Origin of the sequence: Acinetobacter sp. AOR43_HL, assembly GCF_027854635.1 — a bacterium.
In the GTDB taxonomy this organism is placed as follows: domain Bacteria; phylum Pseudomonadota; class Gammaproteobacteria; order Pseudomonadales; family Moraxellaceae; genus Acinetobacter; species Acinetobacter pittii.
Window position 1 is genome coordinate 495,109 of record NZ_JAKTHX010000029.1, and the last position, 18,105, is coordinate 513,213.

Annotated in this window: 20 protein-coding genes; 16 read left to right on the plus strand and 4 right to left on the minus strand. The window is 35.6% G+C overall.

Translation table 11 applies throughout. The features are described 5' to 3' along the window. Positions 1–21: 21 nt before the first annotated feature. Positions 22–1,107, minus strand: a complete 1,086-nt coding sequence (locus MKL33_RS14230; protein WP_270907206.1) for an alpha/beta fold hydrolase — start codon at positions 1,105–1,107, stop codon at positions 22–24. A 136-nt stretch (positions 1,108–1,243) separates the two neighbouring features. Between MKL33_RS14230 and MKL33_RS14235 the strand changes: the two genes are divergently transcribed. The 5 genes from MKL33_RS14235 to MKL33_RS14255 all read left to right on the plus strand — a co-directional run bounded on the left by MKL33_RS14235 (position 1,244) and on the right by MKL33_RS14255 (position 5,492). After that, positions 1,244–2,431, plus strand: coding sequence for an O-succinylhomoserine sulfhydrylase (locus tag MKL33_RS14235; protein ID WP_005069382.1), 1,188 nt, complete (start codon positions 1,244–1,246; stop codon positions 2,429–2,431). A gap of 167 nt (positions 2,432–2,598) precedes the next feature. Then, positions 2,599–2,835 carry a hypothetical protein gene (locus MKL33_RS14240; RefSeq protein WP_032006132.1) on the plus strand — a complete coding sequence of 79 codons (237 nt, stop codon included), beginning with the start codon at positions 2,599–2,601 and terminating at the stop codon, positions 2,833–2,835. Positions 2,836–3,099: 264 nt separating this feature from the next. Then, positions 3,100–3,429 (plus strand): YbaB/EbfC family nucleoid-associated protein, encoded by a 330-nt coding sequence (locus tag MKL33_RS14245; protein ID WP_002113538.1) that lies wholly within the window; start codon positions 3,100–3,102, stop codon positions 3,427–3,429. A 9-nt stretch (positions 3,430–3,438) separates the two neighbouring features. Further along, positions 3,439–4,035: a recombination mediator RecR gene (gene recR / locus MKL33_RS14250; RefSeq protein WP_002113756.1), complete on the plus strand. Its 597-nt coding sequence runs from the start codon at positions 3,439–3,441 to the stop codon at positions 4,033–4,035. Between the two features lie 332 nt (positions 4,036–4,367). Then, positions 4,368–5,492 carry a ribonuclease D gene (locus MKL33_RS14255; protein ID WP_202744141.1) on the plus strand — a complete coding sequence of 375 codons (1,125 nt, stop codon included), beginning with the start codon at positions 4,368–4,370 and terminating at the stop codon, positions 5,490–5,492. 462 nt (positions 5,493–5,954) lie between these two features. Here the strand turns inward: MKL33_RS14255 and MKL33_RS14260 are convergent, their stop codons facing one another. Further along, positions 5,955–6,629 carry an FMN-dependent NADH-azoreductase gene (locus MKL33_RS14260; protein ID WP_270907207.1) on the minus strand — a complete coding sequence of 225 codons (675 nt, stop codon included), beginning with the start codon at positions 6,627–6,629 and terminating at the stop codon, positions 5,955–5,957. A 118-nt stretch (positions 6,630–6,747) separates the two neighbouring features. Between MKL33_RS14260 and MKL33_RS14265 the strand changes: the two genes are divergently transcribed. The 3 genes from MKL33_RS14265 to MKL33_RS14275 all read left to right on the plus strand — a co-directional run bounded on the left by MKL33_RS14265 (position 6,748) and on the right by MKL33_RS14275 (position 8,479). Continuing rightward, complete coding sequence (locus MKL33_RS14265) at positions 6,748–7,599, plus strand: LysR family transcriptional regulator (RefSeq protein ID WP_270907208.1); 852 nt, start codon at positions 6,748–6,750, stop codon at positions 7,597–7,599. A 97-nt stretch (positions 7,600–7,696) separates the two neighbouring features. Further along, positions 7,697–7,963 (plus strand): hypothetical protein, encoded by a 267-nt coding sequence (locus tag MKL33_RS14270; RefSeq protein WP_068612229.1) that lies wholly within the window; start codon positions 7,697–7,699, stop codon positions 7,961–7,963. Positions 7,964–8,143: 180 nt separating this feature from the next. Continuing rightward, positions 8,144–8,479, plus strand: coding sequence for a hypothetical protein (locus MKL33_RS14275; protein ID WP_270907209.1), 336 nt, complete (start codon positions 8,144–8,146; stop codon positions 8,477–8,479). Positions 8,480–8,551: 72 nt separating this feature from the next. Here the strand turns inward: MKL33_RS14275 and MKL33_RS14280 are convergent, their stop codons facing one another. Continuing rightward, complete coding sequence (locus MKL33_RS14280; protein ID WP_002113596.1) at positions 8,552–8,716, minus strand: hypothetical protein; 165 nt, start codon at positions 8,714–8,716, stop codon at positions 8,552–8,554. A gap of 464 nt (positions 8,717–9,180) precedes the next feature. Between MKL33_RS14280 and MKL33_RS14285 the strand changes: the two genes are divergently transcribed. The 8 genes from MKL33_RS14285 (at position 9,181) to MKL33_RS14320 (ending at position 16,585) form a co-directional block, all read left to right on the plus strand. Further along, on the plus strand, positions 9,181–9,486 hold the full coding sequence (locus MKL33_RS14285) for a YcgL domain-containing protein (protein ID WP_005069366.1): 306 nt from the start codon (positions 9,181–9,183) through the stop codon (positions 9,484–9,486). Further along, positions 9,479–9,865, plus strand: a complete 387-nt coding sequence (locus tag MKL33_RS14290) for a hypothetical protein (protein ID WP_002113949.1) — start codon at positions 9,479–9,481, stop codon at positions 9,863–9,865. Before MKL33_RS14285 ends, MKL33_RS14290 begins: the two co-directional genes overlap by 8 nt. 29 nt (positions 9,866–9,894) lie before the next feature. Beyond that, entirely contained in the window at positions 9,895–10,746 is an 852-nt protein-coding gene (locus tag MKL33_RS14295; protein ID WP_270907210.1) for an AAA family ATPase, read from the plus strand. 15 nt (positions 10,747–10,761) lie between these two features. Continuing rightward, positions 10,762–11,949, plus strand: a complete 1,188-nt coding sequence (locus MKL33_RS14300) for a vWA domain-containing protein (protein ID WP_270907211.1) — start codon at positions 10,762–10,764, stop codon at positions 11,947–11,949. 36 nt (positions 11,950–11,985) lie between these two features. Further along, on the plus strand, positions 11,986–13,191 hold the full coding sequence (trpB, locus tag MKL33_RS14305) for a tryptophan synthase subunit beta (protein WP_270907212.1): 1,206 nt from the start codon (positions 11,986–11,988) through the stop codon (positions 13,189–13,191). 236 nt (positions 13,192–13,427) lie between these two features. Next, a complete protein-coding gene (gene prmB, locus MKL33_RS14310) occupies positions 13,428–14,435 on the plus strand; it encodes a 50S ribosomal protein L3 N(5)-glutamine methyltransferase (RefSeq protein ID WP_002113580.1) in 1,008 nt (335 codons plus the stop codon). Positions 14,436–14,447: 12 nt separating this feature from the next. Beyond that, entirely contained in the window at positions 14,448–15,539 is a 1,092-nt protein-coding gene (gene aroC, locus MKL33_RS14315; protein WP_270907213.1) for a chorismate synthase, read from the plus strand. Positions 15,540–15,868: 329 nt separating this feature from the next. After that, the gene (locus MKL33_RS14320; RefSeq protein ID WP_025468409.1) at positions 15,869–16,585 is read left to right on the plus strand and encodes a hypothetical protein; all 717 of its coding nucleotides are present in this window, start codon (positions 15,869–15,871) and stop codon (positions 16,583–16,585) included. A gap of 243 nt (positions 16,586–16,828) precedes the next feature. On the opposite strand, the gene MKL33_RS14325 is transcribed toward MKL33_RS14320, so the two are convergent. Then, positions 16,829–18,058: a GGDEF domain-containing protein gene (locus MKL33_RS14325; protein ID WP_017386898.1), complete on the minus strand. Its 1,230-nt coding sequence runs from the start codon at positions 18,056–18,058 to the stop codon at positions 16,829–16,831. Between the last annotated feature and the right edge of the window lie 47 nt (positions 18,059–18,105).

Consider the following 18,105-nt stretch of genomic DNA (forward strand, 5'->3'; position numbering starts at 1 on the left):
GATTGAATTATGGCCTCATTCTTAAATTTGCGTTGATCGTTCGGTGAGCCATTTTGCTAGTTGTGGCCAGAACTCCAATGCACTTGCCTGACTCGACATGAGGCCCAAATGTCCGCCAGGGATGAGAGTAAACGTAACATCTTGGCTACTGGTTAACTGGCTTAATGGTTGAGCTGCATCAGCGGTAACCAATTGATCACTACGACCCGCGCCTACTAAGAGAGAGCAGTCGATATTTTTTAATTCAATTTTTTTATCTTTTAACTCAATAAAGCCGCGCTTCAATGGATTTTGCAACCAAACATTGAACAACATGTCCTGATTAATTCCACCCGGGTAATCAATCATATTATTTAAAAAGCTACTTAGTGTGGCATGTTCTTGTACGAACTGAAGATCATTAAGGTTTTTAAGTAATTGAATATGACTATCGAGCCAGCCTTTAGGGTCGAGAATTTTGAAACCTAAAGAATTTAAAATTCCTGGGCTATGAATCAAACGTTTTGGTAGTCCAGAGTAAATACGTTCTTGAATTTTTTTATTGCGACCAATCGCGTTGTTTATGGCTCGGTAGAGTTTTCCAATATAACCAGAAGCATAACTGTCTATTGGACTACCAAGAACAATAAGATTTTTAACATAATTTGGATGATTATGCGCTGTATATAAAGTGACGAATATACCTGCCATACTCCATCCGTGAAGCGAGATTTGTTCACTTCTGGAGTGTGTTCTGACAAGTTGTATGGCTTTAGGAATGAAATCTTCAATAAATGATAAAAAGTTAAGATGTCTGTCCTTAAACTTTAAACGGCCCCAATCTACCAAATAGACATCAAAACCAGCATTTTGGAAGTATTTAATAAGAGAACGATAAGGATATAAATCATATATCGCCATATTAATAGCGAGTGGTGCAACAAATACCAAAGGTTCTTTAAATTGTTTTTGGGTAGCTGCGTAATAACGAATACGGGTTTGATTGAATTCACCAATCACTTCAAAGGGAGTGCTTTGTGACAATACTAATGTTTGAGGACGAAATAGTCGGGTAGAGAGGTGCTTGATTTGACTTTGTTCAGAGACAAGGGACTTTAAGCGTTTCATCTTGCTTTTACCAACTATTTACTAAAGTTGAATAAAGTCTAAGCGATAATTTTAAGGTTTACCTTGACCTTAAATACCCTAGACACTCAAAATGATGATAGTTTTTTAGTACATGACCAGTAAAGGCGAACATTTAATGAACCAGTCTGATGATTTAGAATACCAACTTGATACTTTAGCCATTCGTACCGGACATACTCGTAGTTTTGAAGGCGAACATGGCGAACCGATTTTTTTGACTTCATCATTTGTATATGAAAATGCGGCTGAAGCTGCAGCAAAATTTTCTGGTCAGGTTCAAGGAAATATCTATTCTCGTTTTACTAATCCGACTGTATCGATGTTCGAAAAACGTTTAGCAGCTTTAGATGGTGCTGAACGAGCTGTAGCGACGAGCTCTGGAATGGGCGCAATTTTGTCAGTTGCTATGGCATACCTAAAAGCGGGTGATCATGTTATTTGTTCAAGAGCAGTTTTTGGTTCAGTTGTTGCTTTGTTTGAAAAATATATAGCTAAGTTTGGTGTAGACATTACATTTGTTGATTTGTGTGATTTAGACGAGTGGAAAAATGCTGTACGTCCTGAAACCAAACTTTTCTTTGTTGAGTCACCTTCTAACCCTCTAGCTGAGATTGCAGATATACAAGCGCTAGCAGATATCGCCCATGCGAATGGCGCATTACTTGCGGTTGATAACAGTTTCTGTACACCTGTTTTGCAGCAACCACTCAAGTTTGGTGCGGATCTTGTGATTTACTCTGCGACTAAATACCTAGATGGCCAAGGCCGTGCATTAGGCGGTGCTGTTGTTGGCAATCATCAGTTGTTAGAAGAAGTTTTTGGTGTTGTTCGTACGCTTGGACCATCAATGAGCCCATTTAATGCATGGGTTTTCTTAAAAGGTCTAGAAACTTTACGTTTACGTATGAAAGCACACTGTGAGAGTGCTCAAATTCTTGCAGAATGGTTATCTACTCATGAAAAGGTAGAGAAGGTTTACTACGCTGGTTTACCAGCTCATGAAGGTCATGAACTTGCTGCTAAACAGCAAAATGGATTTGGCGGTATTGTATCCTTCGTTGTTAAAGGCGAGCGTGAAGGTGCGTGGAAGGTTATTGATAATACTAAGTTTATCTCGATTACTGGTAATCTAGGTGATGTGAAATCGACAATTACCCATCCAGCAACCACAACTCATGGCAAACTTTCTGTTGAAGCAAAAGAAGCAGCTGGTATACAAGAAGGTCTAATTCGTGTTTCTGTTGGTCTAGAAGATATTAATGATATTATTGGCGATATCTCGCGTGGGTTAGATTTAATCTAATTAAGTTATGTTTGTTATGGAAAAGCCACATAGATTTTAATGTGGCTTTTCTGTTACTTATAAACAACAATAGCAATAAAAAGTCTACGTTTTGTTATAAATCAGTCTAAAATTTCAACGTATAAAAGTTCTAAATTTAATAAAAATAACAAAGAGAGTCTTTAGTCATGCTTAAACCAATAATTATTTTAGTTACGATAGGGGCAATTGGTCTGGTTGGATATAGAGTATTTGCCCAAAAAGATGAACCAACACAGATGAGTGAAACTGTATTATTAATTAATGATGCAAACAAATCTGTTCAAGATGCTGATCTTTCAATAGAAAAAGCCAATACTTCGTTCAAAAAAGTTCCCTTAAGTGAATATAAAACAAACAATAAAAGTCTACAGGCTGCCCAGTAACTTTTCTAAATTTTACTTTTTTCTACTCATCAAAAGTTTTCTACATAAAAGCTTTATAGTGGATTGACCATAGAAAATAGTTTCATAGATACCAATAGAAAACATTGATTTATTGTGTCAGAATTACGGATTAATTTTGATTTAAACGTACTAACCTCAATGATCTTGATGATCTATAGGGGAATAGAAAGAGTTTAAGTTTTGCAGTGTTATGTGACTATCAATAATACTTGAAATATTTGATAGAGATACGGAGTTAGGTTTATGAATATCAATATGCTTATGCAGCAAGCGCAGCGCATGCAAAAAGATATGGAATCAAATATAAAAAAGGCTAAAGAAGAGCTTGCTCAAACTGAAGTACATGCTGAAGCGGGCGGTGGTTTGGTTAAAGTCACAATGACTGGCCGTTATATCGTAAAACGTATCGAAATTAATCCAGAATTACTTCAAGATGAACCAGACATGATTGAAGACTTAATTGCTGCTGCAGTAAATGATGCTGTGCGTCAAGCAGAAGTGATTTCTGAAGAAAAAATGCAAAAAGCAAATTCTGGTATGGGTTTACCACCTGGCTTAGCGGGCATGTTCTAAGGAAATTCAGTGTTTAGCGATAGATTTGAACAACTCGTTCAAGCTTTACGTATATTGCCAAGCGTTGGTCCGAAGTCGGCTCAACGTATGGCTTTACATCTTTTGATGAAAAACCGAGAAGGGGCATTTGCATTAGCGCATGCTTTACATGAGGCTTCAAGTTATATACATGAATGTAGTGTCTGCCATTCTCTGACTGAACATGAAATTTGTGATATTTGCGCCTCAACTGACCGAGATGATCAGTTATTGTGTGTGGTTGAATCACCAGCGGATGTGATGGCGATTGAGCAAAGCGGTAGCTTTCGTGGAAAATACCATGTTTTAGGTGGCCATCTTTCCCCATTAGATGGTATTGGTCCGGAAGAAATTGGTATTCCTTATCTCATTCAGCGTCTAAGCCAAGGTACTATTGAAGAAGTCATTTTGGCAACCAATGCGACGGTAGAAGGACAAGCGACAGCCCATTATTTGGTAGAGGCGACTAAACATTTACCAATACAAATGACGCGTATTGCTCAAGGTGTCCCGCAGGGTGGTGAACTCGAATACGTAGATAGCCATACTTTAAGTCAGGCAGTGCATAACCGCATGAGAATGAAATAAGCATTCCGATGCTTATTTCATTAATGAATGTACTATCAATTTGATTAAATTTATTAATTAAATTCAGTTATTAAACATAAATATTATTCTGTCTTTTATTATTAAAGATAGTTTAAATAAAATATGAATATAAGAATGAAAAAGATCTTATAAATTTTAAATAAAGAACATTTGGAGATAAATTTAAAAAGTACAAATAAAAGATCAAAAAATTATCTATTTTCGAAAAATTGTTCAAAAATAGAGTATTCATAAAGGTTTAAGTGGCATTTTTCTGCTTCTATGTTATATATACCAGAGTTTAAAGCACTCTTTGCAATACTTGAGAAAGCATGTTTCAGTTTATCCAACAGCAAACCGAATTGGTTGATGTTCTTCAAAAAATGGATCAATGTTCAATATATGGACTTGATACAGAATTTATTAAGGTTGACACACTCTGGCCTAAACTTGGAGTATGCCAAGTCAATGTAAATGGTGATGTCTATCTGTTGGATGGTGTTTCATTAGATCTAAGTCAGTTTTGGAAAAAGATTTTCCTCGCGCAGCAAAACATTTTTCATGCATGTGGAGAAGATATTGATTTAATCTATCATTATGCTGATCAAGAAGATTTGCTTAATGTGTTTGATACTCAAGTGGGGCTTTCTTTTTTAGGTCATGGCCTGCAAGTGAGTTATCAAGGTGCTTTAAAACTTTGTCTTGATATTGATATTGAAAAAGATCAAACCAGATCTGATTGGTTAGCTAGACCGTTATCGCCTCAACAACTTTGTTATGCTGCTAATGATGTTTTGTATCTAATGAAGTTAGCTCATCATATTCAAGAGCAGCTTAAGCAGAAAGGGCTTTATAATTATGTTCTTGAGGACTGTAGTAGTCTAACTAAAGAAATCATTAGAGAAACCCCTAACGAATTACTATATACCGATGTGGGAAATTATCGTCACTCACGTCGTCAGCTAATGCAGCTACAAAATTTAAGCGAATGGCGTGAATACATTGTGAAAGCAACGAATCAGCCACGTAGTTTTATTCTTAGAAACTCAACTATGATTGATATGGTTGAAAAGAACCCACGCAATAGCTTTCAACTGTCGCAAGTGAAAGATATTCGTCCAAATGTGGTTCGCGAGTACGGCAAAACGATTTTAGAACTTCTTAAAGATTTGCCAGTCGAAAGCAGATGGCCATCAAAGATTGCAAAACCATTTAAGATTACGTCTAAAGAGACTTTAAATAAAATGGATATGGTGCTTGCTCATGCAATAAATGAGACTTCTATTCCTAAAGAAGTGTTGTTGAGAAAAAAATGGTTAAACGCCATTCATCAACATGTTCTATGTCAAGGGGATGAACAGGATTTACCCGACTATCTGTTAGGATGGCGTTATGAGTTATTAACGCAACCATTAATCCAGTTGTTTCAAGAGGAAAAACAAAGTTTATCTATTTAAAATGAATAAATAATTAGAAATTTAAAGGCTCATCATATGATGAGCCTTTTTAACTAAAGCATAACCATTCTGTTAAATTTTTAATTAATTACTATTTAAAATGAGCTAATTATAATATCTAAGTATACAAAAAATAGATTTTCTGTAGTTTATCTAAAGAATTATTTAGTCTAATAAAATTCATAAAATAATGTAATAAAGTAAATATAATTTGAAATTTCAATAATGAATTAAATTAACTTATATAATGAGAAAAATTCAATTGATTAAACATACAGGTCTGTATATTCTTGGATTTAAGAAAAACAACTTCAATTTATATAATATATAACTATAAGTTTGTTTCGGTGCAGAAATGAAAAGCCTACCCAATTGGGTAGGCTTTTTTATTTTTAATGATATGGATCAGTTAAAGTGACTTAATTTATGAAATTTAAAAATGAGTATTAAAATCTACAGATATTACCTAAATGAATCAGCAAGTTTAGACACAACTTCTTCAGTTTTTCGAAAAGCATTTTCTAATGACTCTCTATGCCTTTGATCTCCAAACTCTTGATACTCACAAGTAATTTCATAAATTTTTTCTACGCCTAAATATTTGCTCAGTGTGCGAATGTGGGGTACAAGATGACTCATATCATGCCGAATCCCATCTTTCTCAAAGCCAAATTCACCGCTGGAAGTGATAATAATTAAAATTTTTCCAGCTAAAAGAGGTTGTAAGGGAAAGTCTCCACGAGCTAGGTCAAAATCAAAGGTTTTATTGATACGAATAATTTGATCAAACCATGCTTTCAGTTGAGCAGGCATGCCGTAATTGTACATAGGTGAAGAAATTACAAGAATATCTGAGCTCGAAACTTCTGCTATTAACTGATCTGATATAGATAAAACATCACATTGAGCTTGAGTTCTTTTATCTTTAGATGTGAATACAGCATCAATCCAATTTTGATTAATAAAGGGTGGTGGATTCATTCCTACATCACGATAGATATACTCATCTATAGGCAATTGTTGTTTCCAAGAGTTGATCAAACGACTGGCAATATTTTTTGAAATAGAATTATGATTTGGATTAGCGTTAATTGCAGCTCTGACACTAGCATCTATATGTAATATTTTACTCATCATTAATTCCAGAAAGGTTAGGATTTAATTTATTTTGAGTTTTAAAACATAAGTAGACAAACGAGAAAATTACAATTATAGATGATTTTAGTTCATCTATAATTGTAAATGGGGAGGAGACATGCAAGTTTCTTTGCAAGCACTTAAAGCATTTGAATCAGCCGCTCGATTGGGTAGTTTTAAATTGGCTGCTGAAGAACTCTCGCTTACACCGACTGCAATTTCACATCATGTTGCGAATCTAGAAAGCAGATTAAATGTTGATTTGTTTCATCGACAGGTAAGGAAAATAACCCTTACAACGACAGGGCAAAGACTTGCTGGAGCAATTTCTGAAGGATTTCGTAAAATTGAAGATGCACTAGATGAAATAACAGTAAATGGAAACATAGTAAGAGTCGCTAGTACTTCTTCACTAGCTGCAATGCTGCTAATTCCTTCAATAAATGAATTTTATCAATTGTACCCCGATATCTCTGTTGAGTTTTCTACAGGTGAAACTTTAGATAATCACTTATATACATTACCTATTCGTTATGGTGACGTATCTTTGGTCCAGTCTCAAGATATCGTTAAATATGAGTCTTTTAATGTATTTGGTTCATCCAAACTTGATCTGCTTAAATGTTCTAGTGAACCAATAACGTTATTTACGACAGAATGGAAAAATAAGGCGTTACCAAGCCCACCACTAGAGGCTTGGCTTGAGGAAAATGAATGGAACCAAGATAGGGTGGCGATTAAGAAATTTGATCAGGAAATTTTTGGAATACACGAGGCTTTATCTGCCAATGGATTAGTATTTTGCTCTACTACACTTACCCAAAGGTTTGTTAAGGCGAATCTTTTACGGGAGTTTAAAACTAAAGCCGTTCAATCAAAGCTGTGTTACTACATTCCAAATAAGGAAGATCTTAAAAATAGAAATACCAGAAAATTTATTGAATGGATAGAAAGTTTATTTAATCAATAAACCTATATCTCTAATTAGTTTTAACTACATAACACTAAAACTTATATAGCCTTTTTATGATATAAAATTAGATAAATTAATAATTAGAGAGATAAATATGCTTAACAACTTTAATGCTGAAGAAGCTCGTCAAAATGCTAAAAACTTTAAAATAAATCAAGACGTCATATTGGAAAAAATTTTAACTGGTACTGAGTCTGAATCTAAGGAGGGGAAACGAAAAGCAACTTTCTGGTTTCCTGTTGATGCTATAAGTCCTGATCATCTTACATTGGTTGAAGAGGAGCTTAAAAGTAGAGGTTTTAATGTCTCAACTGATATTGAGCACTCAGGTACTACGATCACAATTGAAATAAGCTTCTAATCATTGATAGGTTTTAACTAAACCATTCTTAAAGCAAGAGTGGTTTTTTATTACATGATTTATCGTGATCTAAAAGAAGTTAAATATAAATTTATTTACAATTAAACTTATATTAATCAGGATATTATTTGACAGCTTCCATCTTCTTCTGTAGCTTTACTTTTTGAGTGGAATATGGATATGAACTTCCAAACAATACTTTTATCTTTCAAAAATCAATCTACTGGTACAGATGCATTTAAAGACTTAAAAAATGCATGTGAGCAGTCTCTTAAAGAATCTCAAGATACAAAAGAAAAAGCAGCAGTTTACCTAATCTACGGTTTTGCACGTAGTTATGTAATCTTATATGAAGATGAAGCTGTAACGACCGAATTCGCCCATACTTCTAAAACCCAACTCATTGCTTATATGGAAAGTCTTAATGAAGCTTTATTAAGTCAAGTTGATAGCGCTATTTTGAGTGCCTTAAATCAAGTAAGCGATGACTATATAAAAAGCACTCGCGTCTTTTAGAAAAAAATTAACACGTTCTTAAATAAGAAATACTTCTTTAGTTTGGGCTAAAGAAGTATTTATTTTTATAAATTAATGGGACTTTTTCTTACCGCCACCATCTTGTTTGTTGACGGTAGACCATGCGATTCGTTCGGCTTCTTCTTGAGAATGGCCTCTATCAACCTCACTCTCAACAATATGTTTGGCCTGACGTTTTTGCTTGGCTGTATAAGCAGTTTTATCACCACGAGGCATAATTTTGTCCTCCATATCTATGAACAAGATACTTATTATTGAAACATATCTCGCTATTAAATGAGTTAAGTAACATCTGGTGATGTGTAGTGAAGTAGTTAAAAGTTTTACTCAAGTGTGTATTCTTAAATAGGTGAAAAAGAAATTTATTATTTTGATAGCTTAAGTATAAATCTTGCAAGAACACTATTATCAAGTATTTGATGATGAATACTTTTTTAAAAGTCCTAAAACCGGTTTTATTTTAATAAAATAGATTTTGCATTTTAATATTTAAAATCATAAACTTATATTGTTTTTACAAAAGCTAACACCTGTTTGGAACAAAGTTATTATCGACCTTAATCAATGTTGTAGGTTAATATTTCTCAAGAATTAAAAAAACGACTGATGCGTAAACAAACCTGCGTGTGTGTGTCGTTTTTTTTCATGTATGCTGTCCTTAGTTCAAGAGTTGATTTGAAATGCACTGTGATATTTATAGATCGAGCAAAAAAGATGAAATGTACATGTATATTGCTCGTCCAAACTATCCTGACAATACGGAACAAGCTGATCCGTTTGAAAATGTTCCTGAAGCTGTTTTACAAGCGTTTGGTCGTGCAACGTTTGTCATGCATTTAGAGTTGGCTCCAACACGTAAATTGGCGCGTGTTAATGTTTTACATGTTTTAGACTCATTACAAACAAAAGGTTTCTTTATTCAGATGCCGCCAGAAGGGTTAATTAACCCGAATGCAGTTGAACCAGAGGGCTTACGTGGTGCGTGAAGATCAAACTGGAATAATGAATCAATTATTTTCTTTTTTGGATGTTATTCCTGAAGGTGTTATTGCTTTAACAGCTTATGGAATAGGCGCTATTATTGCTTTGTGGTGTTGGTGGCGATTAATGCGCCGTCTTCCTACCACCTTTGGTGCAATTAGCTGGCTGATTGTATTTGCTATTTTAGTTACACCAACAGTGTCTGAAGGACCGAATGCATCTGTAGCACCTGCTATTTTTGGACTCCTTTTTGGTGTTTTAACTAAAGATAGTCCGTTGATTTGGTCAAATTTATCTTTAATTCTGTTTGTAGTTGGTCTAGGTTTGGTAATTGGATATTGTTGGTCAAAATATTCAACAAACAAAAGCATGCGTTCCATCTAACCATTGAAATAGAAAAATAAGGTCTTTACATGTCTGCTGATACCCAACATTTTACCGGTACAGATCAATATATCGCGACTGATAGTCTTAAGCTTGCTGTAAAAGCAGCTCGTGCTTTGCAAAAGCCTTTACTGATTAAGGGTGAACCGGGCACGGGTAAAACTTTACTTGCTGAACAAGTAGCACAAAGTTTAGGTTTAAAATTGATTACTTGGCATATCAAATCTACAACTAAAGCACAGCAAGGGTTGTATGAATATGATGCAGTTTCTCGTTTAAGAGATAGCCAGTTAGGTGATGACCGAGTTTACGATATTAAGAACTATATTAAACCCGGTAAATTGTGGGAAGCTTTCACCAGTGAAGAGCGTTGCGTATTATTAATTGATGAAATTGATAAGGCCGATATCGAGTTTCCAAATGACTTGTTGCATGAACTCGATAAAATGTCTTTTTATGTTTATGAAACGAATGAAACAATTACGGCAACGCAACGCCCAATTGTAATTATTACTTCAAATAATGAAAAAGAATTACCAGATGCATTCTTGCGTCGTTGCTTCTTCCATTATATTGAGTTTCCAGATGAAGCCACAATGCGAGAAATCATTGCGGTTCATTTTCCAAATATCTCTGCAACACTAGTAAACGAAGCTTTACAGGTTTTCTTTAAACTACGTGAAATTCCTAACTTGAAGAAACCACCATCAACCTCTGAGTTAATTGATTGGTTAAGCTTGCTCATGGCAGATGATATGCCTGAAGATGTATTACGTAATCGAGATCCCTCTAAAGCTATTCCACCTTTATATGGTGCTCTCATCAAAAACGAGCAAGATGTACAACTTCTCGAACGCTTGGCTTTCATGTCTCGACGTTAAGGGAGGGAGTAACCCATGTTTGTGCGGTTATTTTACACCTTACGTAAATATGGTGTTCCAGTTACCACTCGTGAACTCATTGATCTAAACCGTGCGGTGAGTGAAGGTTTGGTTTTTGCCGACCAAGAAGAGTTCTATCAGCTTGCTAAAACTATTTTAGTTAAAGATGAGCGATTTTTTGATAAGTTTGATCGTGCCATGAAAGATTACTTTGATGGCATTGAAACTTTTGATATCGATGAGTTGCTTAAGCAAGTTCATAAATTACCAAAAGACTGGTTCGATTTAGAACTTCTCGAAAAGCATTTAACCCCAGAGCAAAGAGCTGAACTTCAGAAAGCAGGTTCTTTAGAAGAACTGATGAAAATGCTAGAAGAGCGTTTACGCGAACAGCATAAGAAACACCAAGGTGGTAACCGTATGGTTGGCACAGGTGGAACTTCACCTTTTGGAGCTTTTGGTGACCATCCAGAAGGCGTCAGAATTGGTGGGCCGGGGCGTAAACGTTCGGCGGTTAAAGTCTGGGAACAGCGGAAATACCAAAATCTAGATGACGACCAAGTTCTTGGAACTCGTCAGATGCAAATTGCGTTACGACGTTTACGCAAATTTGCTCGCCAAGGCGCAGCTGAAGAGTTAGACGTTGATGGAACTATTCGAGAAACAGCCAAACAAGGTATCTTGGATGTTCAAATGGTGCCAGAGCGTCGTAATCGAATAAAAGTACTCATGTTGTTTGATGTGGGTGGTTCGATGGATGCGCACATTGCCCAGTGTGAAAAACTTTTTAGTGCTGCTAAAAGTGAGTTTAAGACACTCGAATACTTTTATTTTCATAACTGTCTCTATGACTATGTTTGGAAAGATAACTACCGAAGAACAGCAACCCGCATGAATACGTGGGATTTGTTCCATACTTACGGACGCGACTATCGTGTAATTGTCGTAGGTGATGCCAGTATGGCACCGTATGAGCTGAAATCGGTAGGTGGCTCGGTTGAATATATGAATGATGAAACAGGTGAGGTTTGGTTACGTCGCCTACGTCAATATTTTGATAAAACAGCATGGTTAAACCCTGAAACTGAAGGGTATTGGCATTACACTCAAACCATTGGTTGGATTAAAGAGATTTTTGAAAACCATATGTATCCAATGACCTTAAAAGGCATTGAGGACTTAACACGCTACCTTTCTCGATAAACTTGATAACTTTAATAATTTAAAAAGAGGGATGATATGCAACATCAAATTAATGGTATTGCTTTGCCAAATGAACAGGGATTTTTTGGTGAATATGGAGGCCAATTTATTCCTCCGCATTTAAAAGAAGCAATGGATGAAATTAATGTTGCTTATGAGGAAATTCGCCATACACCAGAATTTCAAAATGAACTATCAGACCTCTTTACAAATTATGTAGGTCGTCCAAGTCCTTTATTTCACGCAAAACGTCTTTCTGAGCAGTTAGGCGGTGCACAAATTTATTTAAAACGTGAAGACTTAAATCACACGGGTGCCCATAAAATTAATCACTGTTTAGGTGAGGCTCTTCTTGCCAAATATATGGGCAAAAAGAAAGTTATTGCTGAAACAGGTGCGGGACAGCATGGCGTTGCTTTAGCCACGGCTTGTGCTTTAGTTGGTATTCCATGTGAAATTCATATGGGACAAGTCGATATTGAAAAAGAACACCCTAATGTGGTCAAAATGAAAATTTTGGGTGCTCATTTAGTTTCAGTAACACGTGGTACAGCAACCTTAAAAGATGCAGTTGATAGCGCTTTTGAAGAATATTTAAAAGACCCTAAAAACTTTATTTATGCAATTGGTTCTGTGGTTGGACCACATCCATTTCCAAAAATGGTTCGAGATTTTCAATCGATTATTGGTAATGAAATTAAAGAGCAGACGCATCATCGTTTTGGTAAAAACCCAGATTATGTTGTCGCATGTGTTGGTGGCGGTTCAAATGCAATCGGTGCCTTTACAGCATTTCTAAATGATTCGGATGTGAAATTGGTTGGGGTTGAACCAGCAGGACATGGTTTAGAAACTCACATGCATTCGGCAACTTTAACCTTAGGTAAACCAAGTCAAATTCATGGTATGGCGTGTTACGTGCTTGAAAATGAAGCTGGTGAACCGTTACCCGTGCATTCTATTGCTTCAGGATTGGACTATCCTGGTGTTGGGCCACAGCATAGTTTCTTAAAAGATTTAGGCCGTGTGGAATATAGCACTGCAACTGACCAAGAATGTTTGAATGCTTTTATGACCTTATCTCGTGTAGAAGGAATTGTTCCTGCGCTTGAAAGCTCACACGCTGTCGCATGGGCAATACGAGAAGCACCAAAGCTGTCGAAAGAAACCATGATTGTGGTTAATCTTTCTGGTCGTGGAGACAAAGATTCAGATTATGTGGCAGAAAAACTTAAGCTTTAAACCAACTAAACACAAAAAGCGGTCTTTAAATATTGACCGCTTCTTTATTTCATAGACGAAATCTATACCTGATTAAAAGTTCATTATTTCTTAATTAAAACAAAGTATTCTGATTTTAAGCTGTGATTGTTAGAGATAGGTGTGTAAAACACTGCTTCACAAGGCAAAGCGTTGCGTTGCTTTGTCTCACTCAGTAGAATAGTCACTTTGCAAAATTTGCCTTTGGAGACGCCTAAGTGGAGCGACCGACGATTAGCCCTGAACATTTACAGGAAGCTGCTGAAAATTTATCTACAATTCGAGATTTTATTCGCTTTGGGGTATCAGCATTACGTCAACATGATGCACATTTAGGACAAGGTACTGAAGATTATTTTGCAGAAAGTTCTGCATTAGTTTTACAAACCTTATCTCTTGAATGGTCAGCAGACTCAGAGATTTTAGATGCTAAGCTTTTGCCAAGTGAAAAAGCAGAATTCTTAAGTTTGTTAGAACGTCGTATTAATGACCGTATTCCGACTTCTTATTTATTAAATTTAGCTTACTTCTTTAATAAGCCATTTTATGTGGATGAGCGCGTACTTATTCCGCGTTCACCAATTGCAGAATTAATTGAGCAACGTTTTGCACCATATTGTTTAGATGAAAATGGTCAAATGCGTGAAGCTCTCAATAATTTGCCAGAAAATGCAAAACCTAAAACTCCACAACGTATTTTAGATATGTGCACAGGTTCTGGCTGTATTGCTGTAGCTTTGGCTTATGCATATCCAGATGCGGAAGTGGATGCAACGGACATCTCTAAAGAAGCTTTAGAAGTAGCATCGATTAATGTTGAACACCACAATAAGCAATATCAAGTTGCGTTACTTGAATCTGATTTATTTGCCAAGATTCCAGCTGAAAACCAGTACGATTTAATTGTAAGTAACCCTCCGTATGTTGATGCTGAAGATATGGCTGACTTACCAGAAGAGTTTTTACACGAACCTGAGCTTGCATTGGCAGCAGGCCAAGATGGTTTAGACCTCGTGCGTAAAATGCTTGCTCAAGCGGCAGATTATTTAACTGAAGATGGTTTAATTGTCATTGAAGTGGGTAACTCTGAATGGGCTATGCGCCAAAACTTCAATACGATTGATTTCAACTGGCTTACTTTCCAAAAAGGTGGTTCTGGCATTTTTGCTTTAACCGCAGAACAATGTCGTCGTTATAGAAAACTATTTGAACAGCAACAAGCATAAGGAGTTGTACATATGGCAGGGAACAGTATTGGACAACTCTTTCGTGTAACGACATGTGGTGAGTCTCATGGCGTTGGCTTAATGGCAATTGTTGATGGTGTGCCACCTGGCCTTGAGTTAACCGAAGAAGATCTACAAAAAGATCTGGACCGCCGTAAGCCGGGTACATCAAAATTTGCGACTCAGCGCAAAGAACCTGATCAGGTTGAAATTATTTCTGGTGTGTTTGAGGGCAAAACTACTGGTACGCCAATTGGTTTACTCATTCGTAATACTGACCAAAAATCGAAAGATTACGGCAATATTGCTCAGACTTTTAGACCGGGTCATGCGGACTACACCTATACACAAAAGTATGGTTTCCGTGATTATCGTGGTGGCGGTCGTTCGAGTGCACGTGAAACTGCTATGCGTGTTGCAGCGGGTGCTATTGCTAAAAAATATTTAGCAGAAAAATTTGGTGTATTGATTCGCGGTCACGTCACACAAATTGGTAATGAAGTTGCTGAAAAACTGGATTGGAATGAAGTTCCAAATAATCCATTTTTCTGTGGTGATGTAGATGCTGTTCCTCGTTTTGAAGCATTGGTTACGTCTTTACGTGAACAAGGCACAAGCTGCGGGGCTAAGCTAGAAATTTTAGCTGAAAAAGTTCCTGTAGGTTGGGGTGAACCTGTTTTTGACCGTCTAGATGCTGACATTGCTCATGCCATGATGAGCATTAATGCGGTTAAAGGTGTTGAAATCGGAGATGGTTTCGCAGTTGCTGGGCAGTTTGGTCATGAAACACGTGATGAGTTGACGAGTAATGGCTTCTTAGCGAACCATGCAGGTGGTATTTTGGGCGGTATTTCGAGTGGTCAGACGATTCGAGTTGCCATTGCATTAAAACCTACTGCAAGTATTACAACACCAGGTAAAACGATTAATTTAAGCCGTGAAGATACTGATGTATTGACTAAAGGTCGTCATGACCCATGTGTAGGTGTGCGAGCAACTCCAATTGCAGAAGCAATGTTGGCTATTGTCCTAATGGATCACTTCCTACGCCATCGTGCACAAAATGCAGATGTTGTTTCACCGTTTGCACCAATTGAACCATAGTCATAATTTTGACTGTAGTAAATTAAGCCCCCATATTTAACTTAAACTTGGGGGCTTTAATTTTTTATCACATTCGGCTCTATTAAATTTTAAATTATTTCCTTGTCTTATAATCTCTATATAAATATAATACCCGCGATTTATTTCTGAATATATTTATCTGCTTAAGTAAAAAATTAAAATCTTATTAATTTTTTACTTGCACAAGATATTTATATCTTAAAACTAATTTTATTCAAATTAGTTTTATATAAGTTTATTACATATTTAAATTTTATTACTTTAAACAAATAATTTTCAAAGTCATCATTGAAATTGGGGAAATATCAATGAATCAATGTACATATAGAATTGGCTGTATGTCAAAGGATAAACTATTGCCTAAAAACTTAGAGGCAATGATAAAAGTTATTCATGACTTATCTTTATCCTCTCAACTATCTGAAAACTGGATATATAGTGATGATAATCCAGATATATATATTATTGATTTAGACAGTGGCTATACAAATATTCTTATTCCTAAAAAAATTAAAATTGTATTAAGTAATAATCCTGAGCTTTTAAAAGGTTATCAATATGGTCTAAAAAGACCCTTAAGGTATCAGGAACTATTAAAAATTTTATTAGAAATTGAAAATAATGAATATTTTAAAAAATCTTATCGAGAACGAATAGAAAATATAACTGCTACAGATCCATTTGAGACAAAAATTCTATATAAACTTGTTTGTTATCCAAACTTTAAAAATATTCATGCAGAGCAGATTGTTAATGTCACTAGAGTTTGTGCTTTATTATCTATTGAATCAAAGACAGTCCAAGAAATTAAAAAATTCTTGAACTTATCTGTAGATGAAATACAAAAAATTATAGAGATTATTAAAAAAGAGGCTCATCCGAACTATGAAACTATACATGAGAATATTGTCTCGATATTGCCGTTTTCAAATGAAGTTGTTCAGACAACACCTCCAAGGATGGAGCAAAACTTATTGCTCTATCTTATAAATAAACTTTGGAAGAAGTTAAAAGGAGAATTCTGATGAACTGGAATTTTTTAGGTTAGAGTAGGTATGTATTAATCTTAACTAAACCATTCTTAATTTAATATTAAGAACTAAACAACAATATTTTGTATATATTAAATCTAGATTACATTTTAGCTTTACCACGGATGGAAAAGCTAAATAGAGAATTCTTTCATTATTTTAATTCAAAAGGATAATATCAAAAACAAATAATGTAATCACTAGCCAAAATATATCCTCAATTGTTATTTGCTATTATTAAGTTAAATCTACAATTTGTTCTTCGTTTACAGCAATCTTATATTGATTACGTCCATTGGTTTTTGCTTTATATAATGCATGATCAGCTCGTGCAACAAAAGCAGAAATAGAATCGTTTAGACGTGGAATTGTGGTCGCAACGCCTACACTAATAGTGACATGTGGTGAAACATCACTACATGGGTGTTTAATCGCAATTTTATTAATCGCATTCATTAAACGTTCGACCTGTATCAAAGCTTGCTGAGAATTTGTCATTGGGAATAGTAGTAAGAACTCTTCACCACCATAACGAGCAACTAAATCACCACTACGAGCAGCAATAGAAGAAATAGCAATTGCGATTTCTTTTAAACATTCATCACCTTTGAGATGTCCTAGCGTGTCATTGTATGCTTTAAAATAATCGATATCGACCATCATAATAGTGAGTGGGGTTTCGTGTCGTAATGCACGGCGCCATTCATTATCCAAGGTTTCATCTAGATAACGTCGATTGGCTAAACCAGTAAGTGCATCTTGCTGCGAAAGTAAGGATAACTGCTGCGCTTGTTGCATGAGCTCAATGCGGTTCAGCTCAATCATACAGTTTTGTAAATAGTTTTCTCGATGTTGACGGTCCGTTGCATAGGCGAGGGTCATTCCCAAAAAACTACTAAAAGTGTAAGTTCGGTTTAAGAATGTCCAGTCGATCACACCATTTAAGTAGTTACTTACTAAAATTCCAACTAGTCCTCCCATCCATCCAGCAAATATGGCTGTATAGAAGCGCATACCAACAGCACCATAAATAATAACGATTGCATACATCATCGCAGCATGAAAAAGAACATTATCTTGTCCATTCTCAATAACGTTAATTAAAATAAAAGTAATTGCTACCGCTAAAGCCGAGCCAACTCCTACATAATAATCAAAATACTGATTTAATTTTTTAATAAATGATAAAATCCAAGCGATAAGAACAATTACACCAACCCAAGAATAATAGCTAAACCAGGATAAAACTTGTTCACTTGGTAAAACTTGATATATACCAAAGCTTAAAAATATATATAATATTAAAATAATAGGCGCTCTGTAGCGGAACTCATAGGCAGCACCGTTTTGGTATTGAAAACGATAAATCGTTTCAAGCTGCTTTGGAAACCATACAAAGTTTAATCCTCGTGTGGTTAATAAATCTATTTGTTCCTGTCCCAATATATTGGAACCCTGCAACTTCATAATTAATGCTCTCTATATTGGAAGTTGTCATAAAATGAGACTTATTT

Bases quoted from the DNA above. Each gene is read 5' to 3' on its own strand.
- MKL33_RS14230 (WP_270907206.1), bottom strand. From the start codon at position 1,107: ATGAAACGCTTAAAGTCCCTTGTCTCTGAACAAAGTCAAATCAAGCAC.
- MKL33_RS14235 (WP_005069382.1), top strand. From the start codon at position 1,244: ATGAACCAGTCTGATGATTTAGAATACCAACTTGATACTTTAGCCATT.
- MKL33_RS14240 (WP_032006132.1), top strand. From the start codon at position 2,599: ATGCTTAAACCAATAATTATTTTAGTTACGATAGGGGCAATTGGTCTG.
- MKL33_RS14245 (WP_002113538.1), top strand. From the start codon at position 3,100: ATGAATATCAATATGCTTATGCAGCAAGCGCAGCGCATGCAAAAAGAT.
- MKL33_RS14255 (WP_202744141.1), top strand. From the start codon at position 4,368: ATGTTTCAGTTTATCCAACAGCAAACCGAATTGGTTGATGTTCTTCAA.
- MKL33_RS14260 (WP_270907207.1), bottom strand. From the start codon at position 6,629: ATGATGAGTAAAATATTACATATAGATGCTAGTGTCAGAGCTGCAATT.
- MKL33_RS14265 (WP_270907208.1), top strand. From the start codon at position 6,748: ATGCAAGTTTCTTTGCAAGCACTTAAAGCATTTGAATCAGCCGCTCGA.
- MKL33_RS14270 (WP_068612229.1), top strand. From the start codon at position 7,697: ATGCTTAACAACTTTAATGCTGAAGAAGCTCGTCAAAATGCTAAAAAC.
- MKL33_RS14275 (WP_270907209.1), top strand. From the start codon at position 8,144: ATGAACTTCCAAACAATACTTTTATCTTTCAAAAATCAATCTACTGGT.
- MKL33_RS14280 (WP_002113596.1), bottom strand. From the start codon at position 8,716: ATGCCTCGTGGTGATAAAACTGCTTATACAGCCAAGCAAAAACGTCAG.
- MKL33_RS14285 (WP_005069366.1), top strand. From the start codon at position 9,181: ATGCACTGTGATATTTATAGATCGAGCAAAAAAGATGAAATGTACATG.
- MKL33_RS14295 (WP_270907210.1), top strand. From the start codon at position 9,895: ATGTCTGCTGATACCCAACATTTTACCGGTACAGATCAATATATCGCG.
- MKL33_RS14300 (WP_270907211.1), top strand. From the start codon at position 10,762: ATGTTTGTGCGGTTATTTTACACCTTACGTAAATATGGTGTTCCAGTT.
- trpB (WP_270907212.1), top strand. From the start codon at position 11,986: ATGCAACATCAAATTAATGGTATTGCTTTGCCAAATGAACAGGGATTT.
- aroC (WP_270907213.1), top strand. From the start codon at position 14,448: ATGGCAGGGAACAGTATTGGACAACTCTTTCGTGTAACGACATGTGGT.
- MKL33_RS14320 (WP_025468409.1), top strand. From the start codon at position 15,869: ATGAATCAATGTACATATAGAATTGGCTGTATGTCAAAGGATAAACTA.
- MKL33_RS14325 (WP_017386898.1), bottom strand. From the start codon at position 18,058: ATGAAGTTGCAGGGTTCCAATATATTGGGACAGGAACAAATAGATTTA.